This is a genomic window from Devosia sp. SL43 (assembly GCF_021729885.1).
Taxonomy (GTDB): domain Bacteria; phylum Pseudomonadota; class Alphaproteobacteria; order Rhizobiales; family Devosiaceae; genus Devosia.
Genome location: NZ_CP063401.1, coordinates 4,168,697 through 4,192,310 on the forward strand (window position 1 = coordinate 4,168,697; position 23,614 = coordinate 4,192,310).

Consider the following 23,614-nt stretch of genomic DNA (forward strand, 5'->3'; position numbering starts at 1 on the left):
CGGTTAGGCCGCTGCTCCCGATGATTGTTGTGTCGAGCGGCCGTAGGCGAATTCAGGGATGTCGAGCCCGAACACCTCGCACTCCGTGATGACCAGCGCGACAGGCGTCAGTCGTTGGCCCAGGCAGGGGCCGAGTTCGCAAAGGCCGTCGGTAATCGTGAACAGGGCGCCATGGGCAGCACACATGATCCGGGTTTGGTCACCGCTCAGAAACGCATCCTTTTTCCAGCCAAGTGGGGCCCGGTCGTAATGCGGACAATTGTTGATGTAGCCGTAGATGGCCTGGCCCTGCCGGACGAGCAGCACCCGGTCGCGGCCGCGATGGTCCGGGGCAACACCGATCGATCCACCCTCTCCGATGTCATCGACACGGCAGAGGAACAGGGGCTCGCTCGTCATTTCTGGGCTGGCGGCGGGCCGCCGCCAGGTGCCCATTTCTCGACATTCTCGAACAGGAACATCTGGGCGGCGTCCTTGGTCATCGGCGTTTCGCGCTCGACCCAGTCGCCGTCATGCTTGTCCATGTCCGCGTCGTATTCGACATGGGTGCCGAGCGGCGAGTTGAAATACCAGAACCAGTTCGATCCGAACTTGTGCCGCCCAGGGCCCCAGAAGCTCTCATAGCCTTTCTTGACCATGCGCGATCCCGCCAGCATCAGCTCGGTCGGCCCCTGCATGTGGAACGCCAGATGCTCGATGCCCTGCATATATTCGGGCGTCTGGATCATGAAGAGCACGTGGTGGTCGTCATTGGCCTGCGGCCGCAGGAAGGGGCCGGTATTGGTGAATTTGTCGGTGATCACAAAGCCCAGGCGCTCGATGTAGAAGTTGGCCATCTTGTCCATGTCTGGGACAAAATAGACGATGTGGCTGAGCGAGCGCGGGCGGGCCTCGGCGTCTTCGTTGGCACCAACGACATTGGTGCCGCGGCCCGGCTTGGCCCCGGGCGAATTGATCAGTTCTGCCGGCAGATCCAGCTTGGTGCGGCGGGTCACCCGGAACGCGATCTCGAAGCCGCTGTCGTCGCGACATGCCAGGGTGCCGTCCGCCGACTTTGCGACGGGGCGATCCCGGGAAAGTTCCGCTTCGATCTGATCCAGCGTCGCCTGATCCTCGACGCCCCAGATTGTCTGGCGCAGCATGCTGGCGGTCTTCATAGGCGCCGGCAGAGAAGGCTCCTGCTTGTCACGGACCGTGATTGCCGTGTTGTCGAGTGCGGCAAATCGGCCATTGCCGTCGCCGATCAGACCGTAGTCGGCCAGAAAACTCCCGCATGCCCCGACATTGTCGACGCCAAAAACCAGCTCGTCCGGTCCAATAATGCGCATTGCGCGACCTCCTCCATTTTCCGGAAGCCTAGCCAAGCGCGTGATATTTACAAAATTGGAACTCGTGATGTATTGCATTGATCGCATGAATACATTGAAAGGCGCAGAGCCGATCTGAGCCAGCCGGTCCGTGCAAGGGGGGATAAATGCGGTTTCGGAAGCTGGACCTCAACCTTCTGGTCGCCCTCGATCATATGCTGGAACTGCGCTCGGTCAGCGAGGCCGCCGACAAGATGTTCATGAGCCAGTCGGCCATGTCCAATGCGCTCACACGCATCCGCACTTACTTCGATGACCCGCTGCTGATCCAGGTCGGGCGCCGGATGGAACTGACGCCGCGGGCCGAAGCCTTGCGCCCCGCCATCAGGGACATTCTGGTACGCGTCGATGCAACGATCGACGTGCAGCCCGAGTTCCGCGCTGACCAATCCACACGGACCTTCAACGTGCTGCTCTCTGACTACACGATGCGCGTGCTCATGCCAGAGGTTCTGGCGCTGGTGGAGGAGGCACGAGGGACCGTCAAATTCAACCTCCTGCCGCAGACCGTTGTTCCCTACACGTTGCTGGAGCGCGGGGAACTCGACTTTCTGATTTCTCCGGAACAGCTCATTTCCCGGGACCATCCATCGTTGCTGCTCTACGAAGACGAATATGTCGTGGTGGCTGACAAGAATGGTCCCTATGGTGGCGCGCCGATCGATCTGGAGGCCTATCAGGTCGCCTCCCATGTCGTCATGGTTCCGCCCGGCAATGCCATGTCGGTGGAGTCGACACTTGTCGAGCTCGCGGGGATATCCAGAAATGTCGATGTAACGACGTTTTCCTTCTCCAGCATTCCCTACCTCATCGCAGGCACCTCCCGCATCGCCACTGTTCACAGGCGACTGGCACGCCTGATCGGGATGCAGGTCCCGATCGTTCACTACCCCCTGCCTTTTGCGGCCGACCCCTTGCGCCAGATGCTGCAATGGCACGCCTATCGGGAGCTGGACCAAGGTATATTGTGGCTCCGCTCCATCTTCGAAGAGGCGAGCAGGCGCCTGGACATCCATTCACCCCATCAATAGGAGCGATTGGTTCTTTCCATTTTCCAAATACGTCGCGGCTTCCTAACTTGCGCAAAACAAGCGTTGGGAGGCGCGCAAGAATGGAAATCAAATCCACCCTTGTCGTTGGCGGAGGTATTGGCGGTCTGACCGCAGCAATCGCCCTGCGAAGGCAGGGGATTCCCGTCGAGATCATTGAACGCGACCCGGAATGGTCGGTCTACGGCGTCGGTATCATTCAGCAAATGAACGTGATCCGGGCGATGGGACAGCTCGACCTGCTGGACGCCTATCTGTCCAAAGCCTTCGGCTTCGACCGATCGACGATTTTCGTTGGGCCTGGCGGTATCAAGGACGCCGAATTCGATACGCCGCGCCTGGCCGGCCCAAACTATCCGTCCAACGCCGGTATCAGGCGGCGGGATCTGCAGCGCGTTCTTGCAGACCGGGCCCAGGAACTGGGCGCCAATGTGCGTCGCGGCCTGACTGTATCCGATTTGACCGATGATGGTCAGGGCGTCGATATGCGTTTCTCCGACGGCAGCACTGGCCGCTACGACGTGGTCATCGGCGCAGACGGCGTTTTTTCTCAGATCCGCACCATGATCCTGCCCGAGGCGCCAAAGCCGCGCTACACCGGCCAATGGGTCTGGCGCTACAATCTGCCAAGACCCTCTGACCTGGATGGCATCCAGATTTTTGCCGGCCCCTGCAATGGTGGCCTTGTGCCGATGACCGACGAGCTGATGTACCTCTTCCTGTTGAGCCAGGAAGAGGAAGGGCGGGTGCTGCAGGTAGCCGGCGCTGCTGAAGCGATGCGCAACTGCGTCCGCATGCCCCCGCCACAGATCGCGGCCCTGCTTGGCCAGATCACCGATGACAAGGGCGTGGTCGCCCGTCCGCTCGAAGTCGTCTTCGTCGAGGGCGGCTGGCACAAGGGCCGCGTCGTGCTGCTGGGCGATGCGGTACACGCATCCACGCCGCATCTGGCGCAAGGCGCCGGCATGGCGGTCGAAGATGGCATCGTTCTGGCCGAGGAACTGGTCAGGGCCAAGTCTCCCGAGGACGCGTTTGCGGCCTATCGCGCCCGTCGTTTCGAGCGCGTCAAACATGTCGCGGATAACTCGATCCGGATCGGCGACATGCAGATGGGCAAGATTCCGCCTTTCGATGTCGGTGCCCTGACCGGGCAAACCATCGGCCTTATGGCCAAGCCCATCTAGAACCACGCAGGAGCGCCAACCATGGCGATGTTTGACTACTTCCCCAACTATGTCTGGAATCTGTCGGTCTCGATCGCCATGGCGAGCGGCGCCGAGCTGGGGGAGATCATGGACATGTGCCAGCCGCTCCTGGCCAAGGCCGAAGCGGGGGAAGATGCCGGTACCGCAGATTTTATGCGCGAGTGGATGGCGGTTGCCGACAAGCTGGTTGGCCTGGCGGACGAAGACGAGGCCAGGGGCCGGCTACTATCGGCCGGTCCCAAGCTGCAGCGCGCGGCCCTTTACTACCTGACGGCAGAACGGATGCAGGCTCAGGGCAGCGCTGGGCGCATCGAGACATTCAGGAAGGGTCTGGCCTGCTTTCTCAAGGGCGTCGAGTTCAGCCGCGAGGATGTGACCCGCTTCGAAATCCCCTATGGCGACAAGACGATCCCTGTTCTCCTGACCAGGGCCATTGGTGTCGATGGCCCGGCGCCCGCCGTGGTCTATCTGAACGGCTTGGATAGCAACAAGGAGTTGCTTTACTGGTCGCGACTGCCCCAGGAGCTGGCCAAACGCGGCATTTCCACGCTTTGCGTCGACCAGCCGGGAACCGGTGAGAGCCTGCGCCTGCAGGGCATGCCCGCTACCTGGAAATCTGAGGACTGGGGGACCCCCGTCTACGAATGGCTGGCCGCACGAGAAGAGATCGATGCTGCCCGCATCGGCATCACCGGCATATCGCTGGGCGGCTACTACGCGCCGCGCGTTTGCGCCAATGAGCCCCGCTTTGCCGCTGGTGCCGTGTGGGGGGCGAACCACAACTGGGCCGAGGTGCAGCAGAAGCGACTCAACCGCGAGGGTGAAAACCCCGTGCCGCACTATTGGAACCATGTGCAGTGGGTATTTGGCGCCAAGGACATGGGCGACTTCCTCGAAAAGTCCGCCGGGATGACGCTCAACGGCCAGATGGAAAAGATCAAGGTGCCATTCCTGGTGACGCATGGCGCCAAGGACCGGCAGATCAGCGTCGACTATGCCCAGCAGAGTTACGACCAGCTGACCAATTCGCCTCGGCGCGAACTGAAGATTTTCACGGATCGCGAAGGGGGCGTGGAGCATGTCGGCGCGGACAATATGAGCTTCGGGCGAAGCTATATCGCGGACTGGTTTGCCGAAACCCTGGGAGGGCGTCTGCAGTGAAACTAGCCACCCTGCCTGATAGGACGCCGGACGGGCGTCTCCATGTGGTCAGCCGCGATCTTGCCCGCTCAGCTCCGGCAAGCGGCGTGACGACGTTGCAGGCGCTGATGGAAAACTGGTCGGCACTCGCCCCGACCCTTGAGGCGCAATACGCCGCGCTGAATGCGGGTCAGGGGTCGGGTTTCGATCCCGGCAATGCCCTGTCGCCCCTGCCAAGGGCGTGGCAGTGGCTCGACGGGTCGGCCTTCGAAAGCCATGGTGAGCTGATGCAGCAGGTGTTCAAGCTCGATCCTGTGCCCAAGGGACGGCCCCTGATGTATCAGGGACTCTCAGACAGGTTCCTTGCCGCAACCGCCGACGTGCCCTTGCCATCCGAAGATGATGGCATCGATTTTGAAGGCGAGTTTGGCATTATCTGTGATGCGGTCCCCATGGGGACAGCCACTCCAGCGGCCCGAGCCCACATTCGACTGCTTGTACAGATCAACGATTGGTCCCTGCGTACAATCGCACCCATCGAAATGAGGACCGGCTTTGGCTGGGTGCAGGCCAAACCCGCCTGTGCCATGGCGCCGGTCGCCGTTACCCCCGACGAGCTCGGACCAGACTGGCGTGATGCGCGGGTCGATCTGCCCCTGCTTGTTGATCTCAACGGCACCCGCTTTGGCGCGGCCAACGGCTACCACATGGCCTACGGCTTCGACGAATTGATCGCCCACGCCGCCCGGACGCGTCATCTGGTTGCGGGAACGGTCATCGGGTCGGGCACTGTGTCCAACGCGAATTATCGCGAAGTCGGCTCTTCCTGCATCGCTGAGCGGCGCGGCATCGAACTGCTCGATCATGGCGCCCCGGCTACCCCGTACATGGCCTTTGGCGACCGGGTTCGCATGGACTGCCGCGACCGCAGTGGTGCATCGGTCTTTGGCGTCATCGATCAGCGCGTGGTGTCGGCGGCACCAAGCCGGTCAGGCCAAGTCTGAACGGCCGTTATCGGCATCCATTTCTGAAAAAAGAGTGACCGCTAGCGGCCCCATTACGGCCATTTGAGCCCGAATGCGAACTCCTGAAGCTGCCATTGGCCGGCCTCGGCTGGGGCGGCATACCGGACCACGTCGTCGCAGAGGATATCAAAGCGGGCCGTCTGACCGCATTTGCCGCTGGACACCGCCGATAGCTCACAGGTCTGGCCGCAGCTTCTCCTTAGTGTCGCCCATCCAAGAACCGCATGTTGGGGCCCGCGGGACGGTGGTTGATGGAGCGGACATCCCAAGACACCGCTGGGTAAATATCTGGCAGTACGACACCATTCCTGCACTCGATTTGGGATGTCGTTTGTCAGGCGAACCATGCCCTTCAAGGCAGCAAGAAGGGTTGAGCAAACTGCTTGATGCGCGACAGGCCAAGCCTCTTGGGTCGATAGATGTTAGCTTTCCGTTCTCATTCACCAAAGGCTGCCAGTCCGCGCGCGGGCCAGTATTCGGCGCAGTAACCATTTTCGCGCCTCGCTGAACCACAGGACGGTGCTGCCCATGGCGCCGCAGACCAGCCATTGATCGAGCGTAAGCGGCACGGTCCCGAATGCCAGGTTGAGTGGGCCAAAATGGACGACCGCGATCTGCAGGACAAGCGACAGCCCGATGGCGCCCCAGAGCCAGCGATTAGCGAACATGTGGTGAAAGGCGCTTGTGGTTTCCGAGCGCGCGTTCAGGCAGTTGAACAACTGGGCGCAAACCAGCACGGTAAAGCCGGCCGTGCGCGCCTGGTCCAGGCTTTGCGATCCTTCGATCAGACCGCCGGGTAGGTGAAGATCGATGGTCAGGAGTGTGGCCAAGGCCATCACCAGCCCAATCGCCAACACGCCACGCCACATGCGGGCGTCGATGGCGCGTTCGCCGGACTTTCGCGGCGGGCGGGCCATGACGTCCTCGCTGTGCGGATCGACGCCCATGGCCAGCGCCGGCCCCGAATCTGTGATCAGGTTGATCCACAGCACCTGGGTGGCCAGTAGCGGCAATACCAGCGCCTCATCGCCAGCGGCACCCGTCAGCCCGATGATGCCGGCGCCGACCACGCCCAGAAACACGGTCAGGACCTCGCCCATGTTGGAGGACAGCAGGTAACGCAGGAATTTGCGGATATTGTCGAAGATGCCGCGCCCCTCGCGGACCGCTTCGACAATGGTCGCGAAATTGTCGTCCGCCAGGATCATCCGGGCCGCCTGCTTGCTCACCTCGGTGCCGGTAATGCCCATGGCCACGCCGATATCGGCGGCTTTGAGCGCCGGCGCGTCATTGACGCCATCCCCGGTCATCGCCACCACATTGCCGTCGGCCTGCAACGCGGCGACGATGGCTAGCTTGTGCACCGGCGCCACGCGGGCATAGACCGAGCACTGGCGCACGGCCGCAGCGAGGCCCACCTCGTCCAGCCCATCCAGATCGGCGCCGGTCATCGCCACTGCGCCGGCCTCGACAATGCCCAGCTGGGTGGCAATGCGGGCCGCGGTGCGCGGATGATCGCCGGTGATCATCATCACCCTTATGCCGGCACGGTGCGCCTCGGCGATGGCCAACGCTGCTTCCGGACGGGGCGGATCGATAATGCCAACGGTGCCGACGAAGATCAGGTCCCGCTCCAGCGTTTCGCCGGCTTGTGCATCCTCGCCCTCGGCCAATGGCCGATAGGCGACGGCTAGCGTGCGTAGCGCCTGGTCGGAGAGACGCTCCACATCGGCCAGCGCCTTGGCGCGGCGGGTCGCGTCGAAGGGCACGACCTCCATGCCGATCCGCACGCTCGCGCAATGCTCGATCAGGACGTCCGGCGCGCCCTTGGTAACGATGACCAGCGCGCCGCCCAGTTCATAGTCGCGTTCGATCGACGACATCATCTTGCGCTCGGAGGTGAACGGGATTTCGTCGATGCGCTCGAAGCGCTGCTGCCGGCGCGCCTCGACGCCCAGCTTGCGCTCCGCCACGAGGAATGCCGCCTCAGTCGGATCGCCGTGGATTTCCCAGATGCCGTCCGCACCCTCGTGCAGGCTGGCATTGCCCGCTAGGCTCCCCCCGCTCAGGACGACGATCTGTTCCGCCCGCACCGGACCCTGGGACAGAAGCGGCCCGTCATGTTCCACAGCGCCATCCGGCGCATAGCCGATGCCGGTGACGCGGCTGTCGCCGGAGGCTGTGACCACCCGCTCGATGGTCATTTCCGAGCGGGTCAGTGTGCCGGTCTTGTCCGAGCAGATGACCGACGCCGAGCCCAGAGTCTCTACCGACGACAAGGTTTTGACCACCGCGTTACGCCCAGCCATGCGCTGCACACCAAGCGCCAGCACCAGCGATAATATGGCCGGCAAGCCCTCGGGTACCGCCGCGACAGCCAGCGATACGCCCAGCAGCAGCACCGTGATCACGTCGGCCGGTCCCTTGATGTCGGAGACCAGCAGCAGCGTCGCCATCACCACGATGGCGACCACCACCACGGCGATGCCCAGCATGCGGCCGATCTGGGCGACTTCCTTTTGCAACGGCGTCCGCTGCTCGCCGGTGGCGTCCAGCATCGTGGCGATGGCGCCCATCTCGGTTTGCATGCCGGTGGCGGTGACCACGGCGCTTCCGGTTCCCTGCGCCACGGATGTGCCCTTGAACACCATGCAGAGCCGGTCGGCGAGCGGCAGTGGGCCCGCCAGAGTTGCGGCGTCCTTCAGCACGGCTTCGCTTTCGCCGGTGAGCGAGGCCTCCTGCACGCGCAGGCTGGCCGAGGCCAGAAGTCTGGCGTCGGCACCCACCGCATCGCCCTCCTCGAGCAGCATGATGTCGCCTGGGACCAGTCCGGCGCTGGGGATGCGCCGACGCAGGCCGCCGCGCAGCACCGACGAGGTCACCTCCGTCATCCGAGCCAGCGCCGCCACGGCGCTCGCCGCCCTGGCCTCCTGTGCAAATCCCAGCACCGCGTTGAGCACCACCACCATGGCGATGACTATCCCATCCACCGGCCAGCCCTCACGCCCCTCGATCAGCCAGGCGGTCAAGGCAATGACGATAGCGCCGAGCAATAGATAGACAAGCGGATCCTGGAATTGTGCCAGCACCAGGCGCCATGCCGGTCGGGACGCGGCGGCGCGCAAGCGATTGGGTCCATGCCGAGCGAGCCGCTGCGCTGCCTCCTCGTGGCTTAATCCATACTCCGCATCGGTACCAAACGAACGCGCCACTGCATTGGCGTCATGCAGCCATGGCTCGTTGAACGCGACAGACCGGGACAGATCCTGCCTCATGCGACGACTCTGGCCCCGCTGGAATGCGTTACGCGTCGTCGTCCATTTCCCCGCCACAGCATTCCCGCCGTGCCCACATCAGACAGACGTGACAGCGCCTGTTTCGGCCACGGTCTCGTCCTTTCCGGTGGTGGGTGCGGCCTCTTCGCGGACGATCTCGATGTGCACTTTGGCGGCGAGGCCTGCAATCGCCCCGATGGCAGCCAGCCAAGGCGCGGTGAGGACGACCACGCCGCCAGCGATGGCGCCTGCGGTCAACGGGATCTCCATGAAGGCTGGACCGGCTTCGGTGCGAATGCGCAACGTTCTGACGTTGCCCTCCGCAGCGAGCCCCGTCACCGCCTCGATCAGTTTGTGACCGGCGATTTCGACCTGATCTGCAAAGGACCTCCACTGGCGACTATTGTCCTTGTCCGTCATGGTGCGCCTCCTGTTGAATTCTCAGACTATCACGTCGGCGAGGGGCCGACGCACGAAGGCGAGCAGAAAATAGGTGAGAATCTGATGCCGGCGGACCGCCGAAACCGCACCTGAAACTAGTCTTGGGGCAATCGTCACAAAGAACGCCTGAGCGCCGCACTTCGAACCGCTCGTCGCAAACGGTTACCTGTCGGCCACGCAGAACAACCCGTCGCGATGCCAATCGTTCCGCCGTCAAAAAAGAAGCGGCGACAGGCACAAATTGTGACGACGGTACATTATCCAATATGCCAAAATTGACTAGGCAATACTAAGGGGTTCGGTCATTTCGAATGGCCGGATCAAGAAACAATATCTGCGTTTTAGGCGGCAAAGCCGATCGCGTCGCGGCAAAATACTTCGTTTTGTTCTCATGTGCGGGGTTTAGACTGTGAGTTCTGCCAGCAGAACACTTGGGCTTTGCGGTTCGCATGACCAAGATGCTCTTCGCACGATCGAGCAAAGTCCGTCTGCAAACGCCGCGACGGATCCGTTGCGCGCCACAAACAAGGATTCCGTGATGAAAGCCCTCGTTTACCTCGCTCGCGGCAAGAAGGAGCTTCACGACCACGCAAAGCCGGCGATTTCGGCCGCGACTGACGCCATCGTCAAAATCACCAGGACAACGATCTGCGGTACCGACCTGCACATCCTTAAGGGCGACGTCCCTACATGTGAGCCCGGCCGCATTATCGAGGCCTAGAGGACGGACTCGCCACGGCCGGTGCCGGCCTGAAACAAGGACTCAATGAAATTCCTGATCTTCGGCCTGCTTGCACTGGCGTTAGTCGCTATCGCCGTGCTCCTCATCATGTCGAACCAGTTCGTCGCCAAAATTGAAGCATTGCGCAAAATTGTCGTCGCTGCGCAGACCTCGCCGCCGCCCGAGGAGAACACCATTCCGGAAATCATACGCACCTTTGCGGTGCGCAATGGCGCTACCCTTGGTGGTCCCGCGACCGTCATCTCGCAGCAGCAGGACGAAATGACATCCGGCCCGGGCCAACCATACTTTGCTTTGCAGGCGACGCAGCTTTCTGGCACCCGAAAGCCCGGCTTTGTCTGGGAGGCGACCGCAACAATGGCGCTGGTCGTGCCCATTCGGGTAGTTGATGCGCTGGCAGCCGACGATGGTCTGCTGGAGGTTCGGATTGCTGGAGCCATTCCCATGGTGAACGCAGCTGGCCCTGATAGCGACAAAGGCGAGATGATGCGCTTTCTCTCTGAACTGGCGTGGAATCCTGACGCCATTCTCAACGTCGCGGCGCTCAAGTGGCGCCAGATCGATGAGCGAACTGTGGAAGTTTCGATCGAGACGGCAGGAGGGATTGCCGCAGTGCGGCATCTCTTCGACGCGAATGGCGACATCGTTGGCATCGAGGCCGATGATCGTCCTTATCTCCTGGACGGCAAGACTGTCCCTATGCGCTGGATTGGCCGTTTCCGGGACTACACCCAGTTCGGGAGTTATAGAGTGCCGCGCCACGGCGAGGTCGCCTGGGTCCTGCCCGAGGGTGAGTTCGTCTACTTTCGCGGCACAATCACCAGCTTCGCGGCGGTGGAATGAGCATGAGGGAGACGACGACCGCCAGTTGGTCTCCGCTGATCTCCTTCGTTGCCTTGGCTTGCGGGATTCCGTGGCTGTTCTGGATGAAGCCCTGGCTGCCCGCATTTGACATTTGGGGGAGTCCCGGTTCTTCCATTTCATCATGCACTCGGTCGGGTCCAGCTACATTCGCCGATACGGCACGACGCTCCTCAACAGGAAGCCCTTGGAGGGGTACAGCATTATTCCGTTTCTCGTGCAGGGCGTCGCCTTCACGCTCGATCAACTTGCCGCTCTCAACGCCTATTCGTGTGGACCGCGCCACCCAAAGGACGACGCCGGCAAGGGCGATTGCCGCTTTTCCGATACGACATTGTATACTAGATGTTCAGTTCAGATTTCACAGCGGTGGCGTAGCGGTAATGAGTGGGCTAACAGACCGGGTCGATGGCGCTCATCGCGCTCTGCGTCAGGCTATCATCGAGCAGGCTCTGCTGCCTGGCACGAAACTCCCGGAAGATGAATTGGGCCGGCATTTCGGGATGAGCCGCACATTGGTGCGGGCCGCGCTTGCGCGATTGCAGGCACAAGGCCTGGTCGATACGTCGCATAAGCGCACCGCAACGGTGGCGCAGCCAAGTCTGGAGGAGGCGCGAGACGCATTTGCGGTTCGTCGAGCCTTGGAGCGGGAAGCGGTTCGCCTTGTTGTACAGCGCTGGTCAAAGGATTTCGACACGACTTTGACTGGGCACGTACAGCAGGAGATCGAGGCCTTTCAACGCAGCGATACCCGGGTTTCCACCCGCCTTGCAGGTGAGTTTCACCTGCTTCTGGCGGGAATGTCAGGCAATGCGCTGCTTGAGCGCTATCTGTCTGAACTAGTCTCGCGGTGCTCGCTGATCCTCGCCGTCTATAGCCGGCCCCACTCGGCCGAGTGCGCGGTCAACGAGCATTCCGCCATCATCGAAGCGCTGCGCAACGGCGACGCGGAGAGCGCCGAACGCCTGATGGAAAGCCATCTCGGACTGGTCGAAAGCCGGGCCCTGATCGGCGATATCGAGGTCAAGAAAGACCTTTCCGACATCCTGGGTCGCTATACTGCCAATCCGGCCAGCGCGCCCCCTCTGCGGACCCGCGCCAAGCGCAGCTAGTCACTGCGCAATTGTTGGGCAGATAGGCAGGGGTCGCCCAATTTCTATTCAAAATACAGTTTTTGCGCCGATAGCGGCGATGAGTCGTCGGTCGACCTCGGGCGCGATTTTTCGTCTTTCCGGGCAACGGCTTAAGCCCGTCGCCGGCCTCGAATGGCGATCTCCGATACCAAATGGCACGCATCATGCATACTTGATTGTATGTAAGTCATGGATGGAGCGCCAACGTCGATGTCCCAGACCGGCCCGGAAGGCAGCCGACAGCAACAGCGCCTGGAACTGCGTGGTATCACCAAGGTCTATCCGGCCGTGGTCGCCAATGCTGGCATCGACCTGCAGGTAGCGCCTGGGGAAATCCATGCCGTCGTCGGGGAGAATGGCGCCGGCAAGTCGACGTTGATGAAGGTGATCTACGGCATGGTGCGTCCCGATGCCGGCGAGATGCTGTGGGATGGTCGCGAGGTCAGTATCGGTTCGCCGGCCGATGCACAGCGGCTCGGCATCGGGATGGTGTTCCAGCATTTCGCGCTGTTCGACACGCTGACCGTCGCCGAGAATATCGCGCTGGCTTTGCCCGAGAAGCTGTCGCTCGACGCTATCAGCGAGCGCATCACCGACCTCGCGCAACGCTACTGCCTGCCGCTCGACCCGGCGCGGCGCATCTATTCCATGTCGGTGGGCGAGCGGCAGCGCGTCGAGATCATCCGCGCGCTGCTGCAGAATCCCGGCCTGCTGATCATGGACGAGCCCACCTCGGTCCTGACGCCGCAGGCCGTTGACACGCTGTTCGGCACCCTGCGCACGCTGGCGGCCGACGGCTGCAGCATCCTCTATATCAGCCACAAGCTCGACGAGATTCGGGCCTTGTGCTCCAGCGCGACGATCCTGCGCGGCGGCAAGGTGACCGGCACCTGTGACCCGCGCGCGGAATCGTCGGCAACTATGGCCCGCATGATGATCGGCGCCGACATCCAGCCCATCCGCGCCGCGCGGGTGGCATCCACCGGTGCCGAACGTCTCGTCGTCCGCAACCTGACCCTTGCGGCGGCCGATCCGTTCGGCACCGACCTCGACAAGATCTCGCTCTCGGTGACAGGTGGCGAAATTCTTGGCATTGCCGGTGTCTCTGGCAATGGGCAGCAGGAGCTGCTGGCTGCGCTTTCGGGCGAAACGCCGCTGGCCGACCCCTATGGGGTACTGATCGATGGCAGGCCGGCCGGCAGGCTCGACCCGCGCCAACGCCGCGCCATCGGGCTCTGCTCGGTGCCCGAGGACAGGCTTGGTCGCGGCGCCGTGCCTTCCCTGGCCCTGTCAGACAATGCCCTTCTCACCGACAACCGCCAATCGAGCGTACGCGCCGGCTTCATTCGTTTCGACGTGGTCAAGGCCTTTGCCGAACGCTGCATCGCCGAATTCGGCGTGCGCGGCGGCGGTCCGGATGCGCTGGCGGGGAGCCTGTCAGGCGGCAACCTGCAGAAATTCATCGTTGGGCGCGAAATCCTGCAAAATCCTGGCGTGCTGGTCATCGCTCAACCGACATGGGGCGTCGATGTCGGTGCAGCCGTAACCATTCGCCAGGCGCTGCTCGACCTGCGCGCCAGGGGCTGCGCCATCCTCGTCATTTCCGAAGAGCTCGACGAACTGACCGAAATTGCCGACCGCATCGCCGTAATTGCCGGGGGACGGCTGTCCCCGGCCATGGCACGCGCCGCCTTCGACCGCGACGCCATCGGCCTTGCCATGTCCGGCGAATGGACGGCTGCCGAAATCAAGGGAGCAGATCATGTCCATTCGGCTTGAAGCGCGACCGCAACCCAGCCGGACCATGATCTGGCTCTCTCCGATCCTCGCCATCGGGCTCACCTGCTGCGTGGCCATGGTGATCTTCGCCGTGGCCGGTCTCAATCCGCTCTCGGCGCTGGCGACATTCATCTTCACCCCGGTCACCGACCTCTACGGGCTGGGCGAACTGCTGATCAAGGCGGCGCCGTTGGTGCTGATCGCCATCGGCCTCTCGATCGGCTTTCGCGCCGGTGTCTGGAATGTCGGCGGCGAGGGACAACTGATCGTCGGCGTGATTTTCGGCGGCTGGCTGGCGCTCACCTATGGTCCGGGTGGCGGGCCGTGGGTCCTGCCGGCAATGGTCGTCGGCGGCGCCATCGGCGGTGCGCTGTGGGCCGCCATTCCGGCGCTGCTGCGGACACGCTTCAACGCCAACGAAATCCTCACCAGCCTGATGCTGAACTACGTGGCACAGCTCTGGCTTGGCTACCTGATCTTCGGCCCTTGGCGCGACCCCGCCGGCTTCAACTTTCCGCAGTCCGAGCCCCTGGCGCCGGCCGCGCTTTTCCCGACCCTGATCGAGGGCACCCGCGCCAATGCGAGCATCCTGCTGGCCCTGGTCGCCGTTGGCCTCGGCTGGGCGCTGATGAGCCGCAGCTTCGTCGGCTTCCAGCTCAAGATCACCGGCCTTTCCGAGGGCGCAGCGCGCTATGCCGGGTTTAGCCCCAGCAAGGCGGTGTGGATCGGGATGCTGGCCGGCGGCCTCGCGGCTGGCATTGCCGGCGTCGGCGAGATCGCCGGTCCGCTCGGCCAGATCTTCCCCACCGCCTCCCCCGGCTACGGCTATGCCGCCATCATCGTGGCCTTTCTTGGCCGCCTCAACCCGATCGGCATCCTGTTCTCGGGTCTGCTGATGTCACTGCTCTACCTCAGCGGCGACGTCGCGCAGATGTCGCTCGGGCTGCCCTCATCCATCACCGGACTGTTCCAGGGCACGCTGCTGTTCTTCCTGCTCACCGCCGACGTGCTGATCCACTACCGCCTGCGCAGCAGCACCATTGCCGCAGCAGTCGTTGCCGGGAGCGCCAAGTGATGTCGCAGTTCCTGCCGATCCTCCTGGCTACGCTGATCGCCGGCACCCCGCTGGTCTATGCGGCTCTGGGTGAGCTGATCACCGAACGGGCCGGCGTGCTGAACATGGGCGTCGAGGGCATGATGGTGACGGGTGCCGTCGTCGCCTTCGCCGTCGCGCTCACCACCGGCAATCTGTGGCTCGGCGTGCTCGCCGCCATGGTGGCGGCGGGCATTCTGTCGCTGTTGTTCTCTGTGCTGGCCATCACCTTCCGGGCCAACCAGGTCGCCGTTGGCCTTGCCATGACTATCTTCGGTACGAGCCTCGGCTCCTATCTGGGCAAACCCTTCGTCGGCATGGCCTTGGTGCTCGATCCGTCGCAGGCAGCTGGCGGCTTTGCCCAGCTGCCGCTGGTGGGGCTGATCTTCTCGGCCATTCACCCGCTGGTCTGGCTGTCCTGGATCCTCTTCGCGGCGGTCTGGTATTTCCTTAGCCGCACCCGCGCCGGTCTGGCGTTGCGGGCGGTTGGTGAGTCCCCGACCTCGGCCCATGCTATCGGCTATCCGGTCGTCCGCATCCGCTACCTGGCAACGCTGTTCGGCGGCGCCATGGCCGGGGTCGCCGGCGCCTACATGTCCACGGTTTATGCCTCCCTGTGGACCGAAGGGCTCATCGCCGGCCGCGGCTGGATCGCGGTGGCGCTGGTGGTGTTCGCCACCTGGCGGCCCGAGCGCTGCTTTGCTGGCGCCTACCTGTTCGGTGGCGCCACCATGGCCCAGCTCTTCGCCCAGAGTGCCGGCATCGGCGTGCCATCCGAACTGATGTCGGCCTTGCCGTATCTCGCCACCATCGTCGTCCTCGTCCTCATCTCCCGGGACGCTGCGCTCATGCGGCTCAGCGTCCCGGCCTCCCTGGGCAAACCCTTCGATCCGCAAGGGTAACCCGCCTCCACCAGCAACGTCCCAAAACCGACAGGAAGGTTTCAATGCTCCAGCTCAATCGCCGCAATTTCCTCAAGAGCGCCGCCGCCACGGCCCTACTCGCTGGCACCGGCCTGCCGGCCCTGGCCCAGGGCGAAAAGCTCAAGGTGGGCGTGATCCACATGGGCGCCATTTCCGATACGGGCTGGGAATACTTCCAGGCCCAGGCGTGGCGCGCCCTGCAGGCCGAGTTCCCCGACCAGGTTGAGGTCACTGTGCTCGAGAATATCGCCCAGATCCAGGATTGCGAGCGGCTGTTCCGCCAGTTGTCCACCCAAGGCCACCAGCTGATTTTCGGCACCACCTTCTCGCAATATGCTTCGCTCAAGAAGCTGGCCCCGACGCTGCCCAACAGCCATTTCGAATGCTGCGCCGGCATCGATGCGGGTGACAATCTGGGCGTCTTCGAGGGCAAGCACCACGAGGGTACCTATCTCACTGGCATCGCGGCCGGCCGCATGACCAAATCCAACGTTCTCGGCTGGGTCGGCGCCTTCCCGGTGCCGCAGGTGATCTACAGCCTCAACGCCTTCCTGCTCGGCGCCCGCAGCGTCAATCCGGACGTGGTTCTTAAGGTGGTGTGGGCCAATGCCTGGGTCGATCCGGCCAAGGAAAAGGACGCCGTGGCCGCACTTGTGGCGCAGGGCGCCGACGTGATCTCGGGCAGCCCCAATACGCCGGTCCAGGGCCTCGCCGCCGAGGAAAAGGGCGTCTGGTCGATCGGCTCGACCGGCGACTTCTCGGCCTATGTGAAAAAGGCGCAACTGGTCTCGTTCGAACTCGACTGGAGCGCGGCGCATATCGAAGCGGCCAAGGGTGTGCTGGCCGGAACCTGGGAACCGACCAACCGCTGGCGCGGCCTGGGTGACGGCGGCTTCGTCAAGATGACGACGTCCAGCCCGGACCTGCCAGCCGAAGTGGCCGCCGAAATGGCGACGGCCGAGGCCGCCATCATTGCCGGTACGCTCAACCCATTTGCCGGCCCGATCAAGGACCAGGCTGGCGCCGAGAAAGTCGTCGCCGGCGCCGTGCTGCCCGATGAAGAGATCAAGGGCATGACCTGGTTGGTCGAAGGCGTCCAGGGAACCCTACCCAGCGCCTGATGACTGCCTGGCCGGCGGCGGCTGCATCCGTCGCCGGTCTCTACCATTCGAGGATGCATAATGACCGATTTCGATTCCGTCTTTGCCAATGCGTTGCTTACGACCGGCGAGCGCGCCCATGTCGCGGTGACGGCAGGCCGTATCGCCGCCATCGTGTCAGCCAGCGCGCCGATACCGGCTGCCGGAGTCACAACCGATCTTGCCGGGGCCATGCTGGTTCCAGGCTTCGTCGAAGGCCACATTCATCTCGATACCAGCTTCTATGGCGATGCGTGGAAGCCGCACATCCCCTGCACTGATGGCTTCAATGTGCACGAGCGCGTAAAATTCCAAGCGCAGAACATGGCTAACGCCGCCCCGATGGACAGAAGGGCGCGCGACCAGCTCGAGCTGTGCATCGGCCAGGGCAGCATCGCAATGCGCAGCCATGTCATGATCGATGCCTCGGTGGGTCTCAGCCACCTCGAAACCATCCTCAGGGTGCGCGACGACTATCGCGACCTGATCGATATCCAGCTCTGCGCCTTTCCGCAGAACGGCATTATCGCCAGCCCCGGCACGGCCGAGCTGATGGACCAGGCCATAGCCATGGGCTGCGACCTGGTCGGTGGGCTCGATCCTGCGACCTTCGACAGGGATATCGAGAAGCATCTCGATGTGGTGTTCGGTATCGCCGAGCGGCGGGGTGTCGATGTCGACATTCACCTGCATGACGGCGGCACGCTGGGCGTGTTCGAAATCGAACAGATCGCCGAGCGCACGCGTGCCCTCGGCATGAACGGTCACGTCGCCGTGAGCCATGCCTATGGGTTGGGCGATATTCCGGCGGACGCGCAGAAGAGGATCGCGGCAAAGCTGGCCGCCTCCGGCGTCGCCATCATGACCAACGCGCCCGGCAGCTACTCCTTTCCCCCCGTCAGCATCCTGCGCAAGGCGGGCGTCACGGTGTTCAGCGGATCGGACAATATCCGCGACAGCTGGTGGCCCTATGGCGACGGTGACATGCTTGGCCGCGCCAACATCATCGGCTACCGCTCGGGCTTCTACGAAGACTGGGAACTGGCCTCTGCGTTCGATATCGTCACCACGGCCGGCGCAACAGCGCTGCGGCTGGAAGGGTATGGCATCGTGGCGGGGGCAAAGGCCGACTTCGTCACCTTCGCCGCCCAGCATATCCCCGAGGCCGTCGTCGCCGTACCAAGAGAGCGCTCCGTGTATAAAGGCGGCCGCCTCGTGGCCCGCAACGGCCAGTTGGTGGGCAGGGCCTGATGCTGGAAACCGCTCTCGGCTTCCGCGGCGCCTTCACCGCGCCGCATCGCGCGGCGGCGCTGACGGGCCGCGACATCCTCAATGCCGGTGGTTCTGCCATCGAGGCAATGGTGGCGGCGGCTGCCACGATCGCAGTGGCCTATCCGCATATGAACGGGTTGGGTGGCGACGCTTTCTGGATCATTCACCGGCCGGGGAGGGCGCCAGTCGCCATCTCGGGCGCCGGCCGGGCGGCGGCGCTCGCCACGGTTCAGCGTTACGCCGAGCGCGGCTATGGGGCCATCCCGGTACGCGGACCGGACGCTGCCCTCGTCGTACCCGGTGCGGTGGCCACCTGGCAGGCAGCGCTCGACCTGTTGGGCGGCACTGCCCGCTTCACGGTGCCGGAGCTAATGGCTGATGCAATTGCCCTGGCGCGGGCCGGGGTGGCGGTGACTCCTATCCTCGAGCAGACCAGTGTTGCCAAGGCGGCAGAACTGGCGCCAGTTCCGGGTTTCTTGGCGATCCATCAGCCCGACGGCAGGCCACTTCACGCTGGGGATCGCTTCGTGCAGCCGGCGTTGGCCGGTACCCTGGAGCGGCTGGCAAGCGCCGGGCTCGACGACTTCTATCGTGGTGACATCGCAGCCACCCACGGCCAATATCTCGCGGACAGCGACAGCCCGTTGCGCCAGGATGACTTTGCCCCCTATCGCGCCGAAACCGGGGCGCCGTTGAGCGTCAAAACTTCGGCCGGCATGCTGCACACCACACCGCCGCCGACCCAGGGCGTCGCAACATTGATGGCGCTGGCGCTGTTTGACCGGCTGGGGGTGACCGAGGCGGATGGCTTCACGCATCTGCATGGGCTGGTCGAGGCCACCAAGCGCGCCTACAGCCTGCGCAACCGCCACGTGGCCGACCCGGATTTCATGACCGAGGACCTGCGGCACTGGCTGTCCGACACCTATCTCGACACCCTCGCCGCCAGCATCGACCAGCACCGCGCTTCACCCTGGCCCGAACCGTCCTCGCCCGGCGACACGATCTGGATGGGCGCCAGCGATGCCAGCGGCATGGTGGTGAGCTTCATCCAGAGCCTCTACTGGGAGTATGGCTCAGGCCTCACATGCCCCGCCACCGGCATCACCTTCGAGAACCGAGGCGCCGGCTTTTCCCTCAAGCCCGGCCCGAACCAGCTCGCGCCCGGCAAGCGTCCGTTCCACACGCTCAACCCGGGGCTCGCTCAGTTGAACGATGGCCGTGTGCTGGCCTTTGGTACCCAGGGCGGCGAGGGCCAACCACAGACCATGACGGCAATCTTTTCGCGCTATGCCCAGTTCGGCCAGGGCCTGCAGCGCGCCATCACCGCGCCGCGCTGGCTGCTGGGGACGACCTGGGCCGACGTGACCACGACGCTCAAGCTCGAGAGCCGTTTCGATCCCGGGCTGGTAGCCGCGCTCACGGCGGCAGGGCACGTGACCGAAGTGGTGCACGATTTCGATCCGATGATGGGTCAGGCAGGCGCCGTGGTCCATCATCGGAATGGCCTCATGGAAGCAGCGACCGACCCGCGTTCCGATGGCGCCGCAATCGCCTTCTGACCCTGAAAGCCCCCGCATGGACCTCACCTTCACGCCCATCGAACTTGTCCTGTTGATCGGCGGACTGAGCTTGGCCTCGATCATTGCCGGCATTGTCGCCGGACTGCTCGGGGTGGGCGGCGGTATCGTCATCGTGCCCGTGTTGTTCTGGGTATTTACCTTCACCAGCTTCCCCGAGGAGTTGGCAATGCACATGGCGGTGGCGACGTCGCTGGCGACGATCATCACCACCTCCGTGGCCTCGATGCGGGCGCACCACAAGAAGGGAGCGGTGGATTTCGATCTGCTGCGCAGATGGGCGCCGGCCCTCGCCATCGGCGCGCTCGCAGGAGGTTTGGCGGCCCGGTATTTCGACGCTGCGGTGCTGACCGGGGTGTTTGGTATCGTCGGTCTCGCCGTTGCCATAAACCTGGCTACACCGCGCAATCTCGTCATTGGCGAACACCTGCCGCGCTCGCCCGTTCAGGTTGCCATCGCCACTGTCATCGGCTTCGTCTCGTCGCTGATGGGCATCGGCGGTGGCACGCTGGGTGTGCCAACGCTGGCTGCGTTTTCCTATCCCATCCATCGCGCCGTCGGAACGGCTTCGGCCTTCGGCATTGTCATCGCCATTCCTGCCGTACTCGGTTTCATCGTCTCCGGCTGGGACGCCCCCGGCCGGCCACCGCTGTCGCTGGGTTATGTCAGCCTCGTCGCGACAGCCATCATACTGCCCTTCACCACCTATTTCGCACCCTTTGGTGCGCGGCTGGCGCATGCGCTGGAGCCGGTCTGGGTGAAGCGGGCATTCTCGATCTTTCTCGCCATTACAGCGGTCAAGATGCTGCATTCGAGCCTGACCTGATGCTTGTCGATCTGGTCATAACCGGCGCCACGCTGGCGGAACATGCCGTGCCGATGGACATTGCTGTCGGCAATGGCCTGATCCTGGATATCGCCCCTGCCATTGCATCGAACGCGCCGCGCTTTGCGGCTGACGGCCGGTTGCTGGCCGCGGGGTTCGTCGAGTGTCATATCCATCTCGACAAGGCCGACATCCTCGATCGGTGCATCCTGGCCCAGGGCACCTTGGCCGAGGCCGTCGCCGAAACGGCTCGGCTAAAGGCCGTTTTCACCGAGCAAGACGTCTATGCCCGCGCATCGCGGATCGTCGAACAGGCCATCAGCCATGGCACGACAGTCATGCGGACGTTTGTCGAGATCGACCCTCGCGCCGGTCTGCGATCCTTTGAGGCGATCAAGGCCGTTCGCCGCGACTATGCCGGCGCCATCGATATCGAGATCTGCGCGTTTGCCCAGGAAGGTCTGACCAACGAACCAGAAACCGAAGGGCTGCTGGCCATGGCCCTCGCCGATGGCGCGGACCTTGTGGGTGGGTGCAGCTATACGGACCCAGACCCGGCCGGGCATATCGCCCGCATTTTTGACCTGGCCGAGCGCTTCAACGTGGCCGCCGATTTCCATGTTGATTTCGACCTGGACCCTGCCGGGTCCGACTTGCCCGCTATTATTGCCGAAACCGAGAAGCGGGGTTGGCAGGGGCGGGTGGCCTGCGGCCACGTCACCAAGCTCGCTGCCATGGGGCGTGAAGCGGTGGCGGCCGTGGCGGTGCAGTTGCACCGGGCGGGCATTGGCGTCGTCGCCTTGCCATCGACCGATCTTTTCCTGCTCGGCCGGGACGCCGAAATGCTCGCGCCGCGCGGCGTGGCGCCCCTGCAGCAGTTGGCCTCAGCGGGTGTGCTGACGGCGATTGCCAGCAACAATATCATCAATCCCTTCACACCCTTCGGCGATGCCAGCCTATTGCGGCAGGCCAACCTTTTCGCCAACATCGCGCATCTGTCGCGTAAGGCCGATGTCGATCTCGCCTTTGCGGCCATCGGTGCCAATCCGGCGCGACTGCTCGGCAGGTCGCACGGAATTGCGGTCGGCGCATCCGCCGATCTCGTGCTCATCGACGCGGTCAGTCCGGCTGATGCGGTGCGCCGTGCGGCACCGGTACTGGCCGGCTGGAAGGCCGGACGGCAGACGTTCTTTCGCCCGGCGGCGACGCTGCTGCGCCCCTAATCGGACATGCTGTTGTAGCGGTACGGACGCCAGGTATCGGCGACGAGCCGCCGATGCTGATCCATCGCCACCGGCACGATCTGATCGACCATCGCTGCCGCCTGCCGTTCGGCATCGGTCAGTGGCCGGCGCATTTCCTCGGCGATTTCTGCCATGACGGCATCGCGGTCGATGCCGATGACGCGCCCATTGGCGACCACCTGCCGGCCGCCGACGAACACCTGCTCGACCGCCTGGCTCTTGGCCCGCATCAGGACGGTATCGACAAGCGGGGTGCGTGGATCGACAGCCGGCCGTTCGACTTCTGCCCGATCCAACAGCACGATATCGGCGGCGCGCCCGACCTCAAGGCGCCCAATGCGATCACCGAAGCCGGCAGTCATCGCGCCATGCTCGGTCGCCATGCGCAGGACCTGCGTCGCGGAGGCCCTCGTGTTCCACAGCCCGGTCTCGCGGTGTAGCGCCCAGACCAGCTTGATCTCGGCGAGCATATCGCGATCGTCGTTGATGCCTGACTGATCGATTCCAAGTGCTACCCGCAGGCCGCGCTCCAGCATGCGGTTAACTGGCGCGATGCCACTGCCCAGCCGCAGGCCAGAACTGGCATTGTGGCATATGGTGCAGTCCTGCTCGGCCAGCAGGTCCATATCATCGCGGCTGAGCCAGTTGCCGTGGCCAAGCGTGACGTTGGGGCCGAGGCAACCCAGATGATGCAGGTGCGCTACGGCGCTGCGGCCGGTTCTTTCCCGCGCAAAGTGCGCCTGCCGCTCTGTCTCAAGCAGGTGCATGTGGATCTGCGAACCGGCGCTGCGGGCGGTATCAAAGATCAAGCCCAGCGCCTCGTCGCTGCACCAGTGCAGGTTCGCCGGCGCGAGGTTGAGCCGGACATGGTCCGAGCCGCCCCAGCGCTCAACAAGACCGGCATAGAATTCCATGAGTTCGGGCACCGGCACGGCTTCTGCGGCGAGCTGGGCGCCCAGCCATTCAGCAACTTCCGGGGGCAGGGCGGCCAGCAAGGTTGCGTCGTCCTCATAGGTCAGCCGATTGCGATCGCGGATCATGAACGAGAAACCGGCTCGCATGCCGATCTCACCATAGGCGCCGAGAACCCCGTCGGCGGTCTGTTGCCAGGACTCTGGCGGACCCGACACTCCGCCATGAATGTGATGCACTGTGGTCGTGCCGCTCTCCAGCATTTCGATGGCCGAATAGAGCGTGTCGAGCCGCAGCGGCACGCGCCGCAATGCGCGAAAGCGCGGCAGCCAGAATTCGAGCGGTGCGAAAGGCACACCATGCATCAATGGGGTTATGCCCGAATGATGGTGACCGTTGACCATGCCCGGCATGGCGATCATCCCCGGTCCGCCATGGCGCGGAAGATCGGGAAAGCGGGAGCGAAGATCGGCCGCCGAACCAATCTCGGCAATATTGCCATCGACGGCGTGAATAGCGGCGTCCACCATCGTGGTGAAGCCATCGGCAGCGTCAACACCGCAGAGGATGGCGCCGGCTTCAATCAGACAATCGGGCGCTGGCGTCAT

General features: G+C 63.7%; 21 protein-coding genes. 15 read left to right on the top strand and 6 right to left on the bottom strand.

Features of this window, described 5'->3' with window-relative positions; all coding sequences use genetic code 11:
• Positions 1–3 precede the first annotated feature (3 nt).
• Entirely contained in the window at positions 4–399 is a 396-nt protein-coding gene (locus tag IM737_RS20280) for a Rieske (2Fe-2S) protein (protein WP_236897219.1), read from the bottom strand.
• A complete protein-coding gene (locus IM737_RS20285; protein WP_236897220.1) occupies positions 396–1,328 on the bottom strand; it encodes a VOC family protein in 933 nt (310 codons plus the stop codon). The genes IM737_RS20280 and IM737_RS20285 overlap by 4 nt, the downstream gene beginning before the upstream one ends.
• Before the next feature lie 146 nt (positions 1,329–1,474).
• Here IM737_RS20285 and IM737_RS20290 point away from each other — a divergent pair, with 146 nt between their 5' ends.
• From IM737_RS20290 to IM737_RS20305, 4 genes are all read left to right on the top strand, one after another.
• Positions 1,475–2,398, top strand: coding sequence for a LysR family transcriptional regulator (locus tag IM737_RS20290; protein WP_236897221.1), 924 nt, complete (start codon positions 1,475–1,477; stop codon positions 2,396–2,398).
• 80 nt (positions 2,399–2,478) lie between these two features.
• Positions 2,479–3,600 (top strand): FAD-dependent monooxygenase, encoded by a 1,122-nt coding sequence (locus tag IM737_RS20295; protein ID WP_236897223.1) that lies wholly within the window; start codon positions 2,479–2,481, stop codon positions 3,598–3,600.
• A gap of 27 nt (positions 3,601–3,627) precedes the next feature.
• Positions 3,628–4,782: an alpha/beta hydrolase family protein gene (locus tag IM737_RS20300; RefSeq protein WP_236899982.1), complete on the top strand. Its 1,155-nt coding sequence runs from the start codon at positions 3,628–3,630 to the stop codon at positions 4,780–4,782.
• Positions 4,779–5,765 (top strand): fumarylacetoacetate hydrolase family protein, encoded by a 987-nt coding sequence (locus IM737_RS20305; RefSeq protein ID WP_236897225.1) that lies wholly within the window; start codon positions 4,779–4,781, stop codon positions 5,763–5,765. Before IM737_RS20300 ends, IM737_RS20305 begins: the two co-directional genes overlap by 4 nt.
• A 461-nt stretch (positions 5,766–6,226) precedes the next feature.
• Here IM737_RS20305 and IM737_RS20310 read toward each other — a convergent pair whose 3' ends face one another.
• Entirely contained in the window at positions 6,227–9,061 is a 2,835-nt protein-coding gene (locus IM737_RS20310) for a cation-translocating P-type ATPase (RefSeq protein ID WP_236897228.1), read from the bottom strand.
• 78 nt (positions 9,062–9,139) lie between these two features.
• Positions 9,140–9,481: a DUF4342 domain-containing protein gene (locus tag IM737_RS20315; protein WP_236897230.1), complete on the bottom strand. Its 342-nt coding sequence runs from the start codon at positions 9,479–9,481 to the stop codon at positions 9,140–9,142.
• Between the two features lie 559 nt (positions 9,482–10,040).
• Between IM737_RS20315 and IM737_RS20320 the strand changes: the two genes are divergently transcribed.
• Complete coding sequence (locus IM737_RS20320) at positions 10,041–10,223, top strand: alcohol dehydrogenase catalytic domain-containing protein (protein WP_336886218.1); 183 nt, start codon at positions 10,041–10,043, stop codon at positions 10,221–10,223.
• A gap of 45 nt (positions 10,224–10,268) precedes the next feature.
• Positions 10,269–11,087: a DUF6544 family protein gene (locus IM737_RS20325; protein WP_236897232.1), complete on the top strand. Its 819-nt coding sequence runs from the start codon at positions 10,269–10,271 to the stop codon at positions 11,085–11,087.
• Here IM737_RS20325 and IM737_RS20330 read toward each other — a convergent pair.
• Positions 11,062–11,352: a hypothetical protein gene (locus IM737_RS20330; RefSeq protein ID WP_236897234.1), complete on the bottom strand. Its 291-nt coding sequence runs from the start codon at positions 11,350–11,352 to the stop codon at positions 11,062–11,064. The genes IM737_RS20325 and IM737_RS20330 overlap by 26 nt on opposite strands.
• A 136-nt stretch (positions 11,353–11,488) precedes the next feature.
• Here IM737_RS20330 and IM737_RS20335 point away from each other — a divergent pair, with 136 nt between their 5' ends.
• From IM737_RS20335 to IM737_RS20375, 9 genes are all read left to right on the top strand, one after another.
• Entirely contained in the window at positions 11,489–12,217 is a 729-nt protein-coding gene (locus tag IM737_RS20335) for a GntR family transcriptional regulator (protein WP_236897236.1), read from the top strand.
• Between the two features lie 231 nt (positions 12,218–12,448).
• Positions 12,449–14,017, top strand: coding sequence for an ABC transporter ATP-binding protein (locus IM737_RS20340; protein WP_236897238.1), 1,569 nt, complete (start codon positions 12,449–12,451; stop codon positions 14,015–14,017).
• Positions 14,001–15,092, top strand: coding sequence for an ABC transporter permease (locus tag IM737_RS20345; RefSeq protein WP_236897239.1), 1,092 nt, complete (start codon positions 14,001–14,003; stop codon positions 15,090–15,092). Before IM737_RS20340 ends, IM737_RS20345 begins: the two co-directional genes overlap by 17 nt.
• Entirely contained in the window at positions 15,092–16,012 is a 921-nt protein-coding gene (locus tag IM737_RS20350) for an ABC transporter permease (RefSeq protein WP_236897241.1), read from the top strand. Before IM737_RS20345 ends, IM737_RS20350 begins: the two co-directional genes overlap by 1 nt.
• Positions 16,013–16,056: 44 nt before the next feature.
• On the top strand, positions 16,057–17,154 hold the full coding sequence (locus tag IM737_RS20355) for a BMP family ABC transporter substrate-binding protein (RefSeq protein WP_236897243.1): 1,098 nt from the start codon (positions 16,057–16,059) through the stop codon (positions 17,152–17,154).
• Between the two features lie 60 nt (positions 17,155–17,214).
• On the top strand, positions 17,215–18,423 hold the full coding sequence (locus IM737_RS20360) for an amidohydrolase family protein (protein ID WP_236897244.1): 1,209 nt from the start codon (positions 17,215–17,217) through the stop codon (positions 18,421–18,423).
• The gene (locus tag IM737_RS20365) at positions 18,423–20,006 is read left to right on the top strand and encodes a gamma-glutamyltransferase family protein (protein ID WP_236897246.1); all 1,584 of its coding nucleotides are present in this window, start codon (positions 18,423–18,425) and stop codon (positions 20,004–20,006) included. Before IM737_RS20360 ends, IM737_RS20365 begins: the two co-directional genes overlap by 1 nt.
• 16 nt (positions 20,007–20,022) lie before the next feature.
• The gene (locus IM737_RS20370; RefSeq protein ID WP_236897248.1) at positions 20,023–20,850 is read left to right on the top strand and encodes a sulfite exporter TauE/SafE family protein; all 828 of its coding nucleotides are present in this window, start codon (positions 20,023–20,025) and stop codon (positions 20,848–20,850) included.
• The gene (locus tag IM737_RS20375) at positions 20,850–22,073 is read left to right on the top strand and encodes an amidohydrolase family protein (RefSeq protein WP_236897250.1); all 1,224 of its coding nucleotides are present in this window, start codon (positions 20,850–20,852) and stop codon (positions 22,071–22,073) included. The genes IM737_RS20370 and IM737_RS20375 overlap by 1 nt, the downstream gene beginning before the upstream one ends.
• Here the strand turns inward: IM737_RS20375 and IM737_RS20380 are convergent.
• On the bottom strand, positions 22,070–23,614 hold the full coding sequence (locus IM737_RS20380) for an amidohydrolase family protein (protein WP_236897252.1): 1,545 nt from the start codon (positions 23,612–23,614) through the stop codon (positions 22,070–22,072). The two genes, IM737_RS20375 and IM737_RS20380, sit on opposite strands and share 4 nt — an antisense overlap.

Bases quoted from the DNA above. Each gene is read 5' to 3' on its own strand.
- IM737_RS20325 (WP_236897232.1), top strand. From the start codon at position 10,269: ATGAAATTCCTGATCTTCGGCCTGCTTGCACTGGCGTTAGTCGCTATC.
- IM737_RS20380 (WP_236897252.1), bottom strand. From the start codon at position 23,614: ATGACGCCAGCGCCCGATTGTCTGATTGAAGCCGGCGCCATCCTCTGC.
- IM737_RS20310 (WP_236897228.1), bottom strand. From the start codon at position 9,061: ATGAGGCAGGATCTGTCCCGGTCTGTCGCGTTCAACGAGCCATGGCTG.
- IM737_RS20320 (WP_336886218.1), top strand. From the start codon at position 10,041: ATGAAAGCCCTCGTTTACCTCGCTCGCGGCAAGAAGGAGCTTCACGAC.
- IM737_RS20280 (WP_236897219.1), bottom strand. From the start codon at position 399: ATGACGAGCGAGCCCCTGTTCCTCTGCCGTGTCGATGACATCGGAGAG.
- IM737_RS20350 (WP_236897241.1), top strand. From the start codon at position 15,092: ATGTCGCAGTTCCTGCCGATCCTCCTGGCTACGCTGATCGCCGGCACC.
- IM737_RS20365 (WP_236897246.1), top strand. From the start codon at position 18,423: ATGCTGGAAACCGCTCTCGGCTTCCGCGGCGCCTTCACCGCGCCGCAT.
- IM737_RS20355 (WP_236897243.1), top strand. From the start codon at position 16,057: ATGCTCCAGCTCAATCGCCGCAATTTCCTCAAGAGCGCCGCCGCCACG.
- IM737_RS20290 (WP_236897221.1), top strand. From the start codon at position 1,475: ATGCGGTTTCGGAAGCTGGACCTCAACCTTCTGGTCGCCCTCGATCAT.
- IM737_RS20335 (WP_236897236.1), top strand. From the start codon at position 11,489: ATGAGTGGGCTAACAGACCGGGTCGATGGCGCTCATCGCGCTCTGCGT.
- IM737_RS20285 (WP_236897220.1), bottom strand. From the start codon at position 1,328: ATGCGCATTATTGGACCGGACGAGCTGGTTTTTGGCGTCGACAATGTC.
- IM737_RS20370 (WP_236897248.1), top strand. From the start codon at position 20,023: ATGGACCTCACCTTCACGCCCATCGAACTTGTCCTGTTGATCGGCGGA.
- IM737_RS20360 (WP_236897244.1), top strand. From the start codon at position 17,215: ATGACCGATTTCGATTCCGTCTTTGCCAATGCGTTGCTTACGACCGGC.
- IM737_RS20375 (WP_236897250.1), top strand. From the start codon at position 20,850: ATGCTTGTCGATCTGGTCATAACCGGCGCCACGCTGGCGGAACATGCC.
- IM737_RS20315 (WP_236897230.1), bottom strand. From the start codon at position 9,481: ATGACGGACAAGGACAATAGTCGCCAGTGGAGGTCCTTTGCAGATCAG.
- IM737_RS20345 (WP_236897239.1), top strand. From the start codon at position 14,001: ATGTCCATTCGGCTTGAAGCGCGACCGCAACCCAGCCGGACCATGATC.
- IM737_RS20340 (WP_236897238.1), top strand. From the start codon at position 12,449: ATGTCCCAGACCGGCCCGGAAGGCAGCCGACAGCAACAGCGCCTGGAA.
- IM737_RS20300 (WP_236899982.1), top strand. From the start codon at position 3,628: ATGTTTGACTACTTCCCCAACTATGTCTGGAATCTGTCGGTCTCGATC.
- IM737_RS20295 (WP_236897223.1), top strand. From the start codon at position 2,479: ATGGAAATCAAATCCACCCTTGTCGTTGGCGGAGGTATTGGCGGTCTG.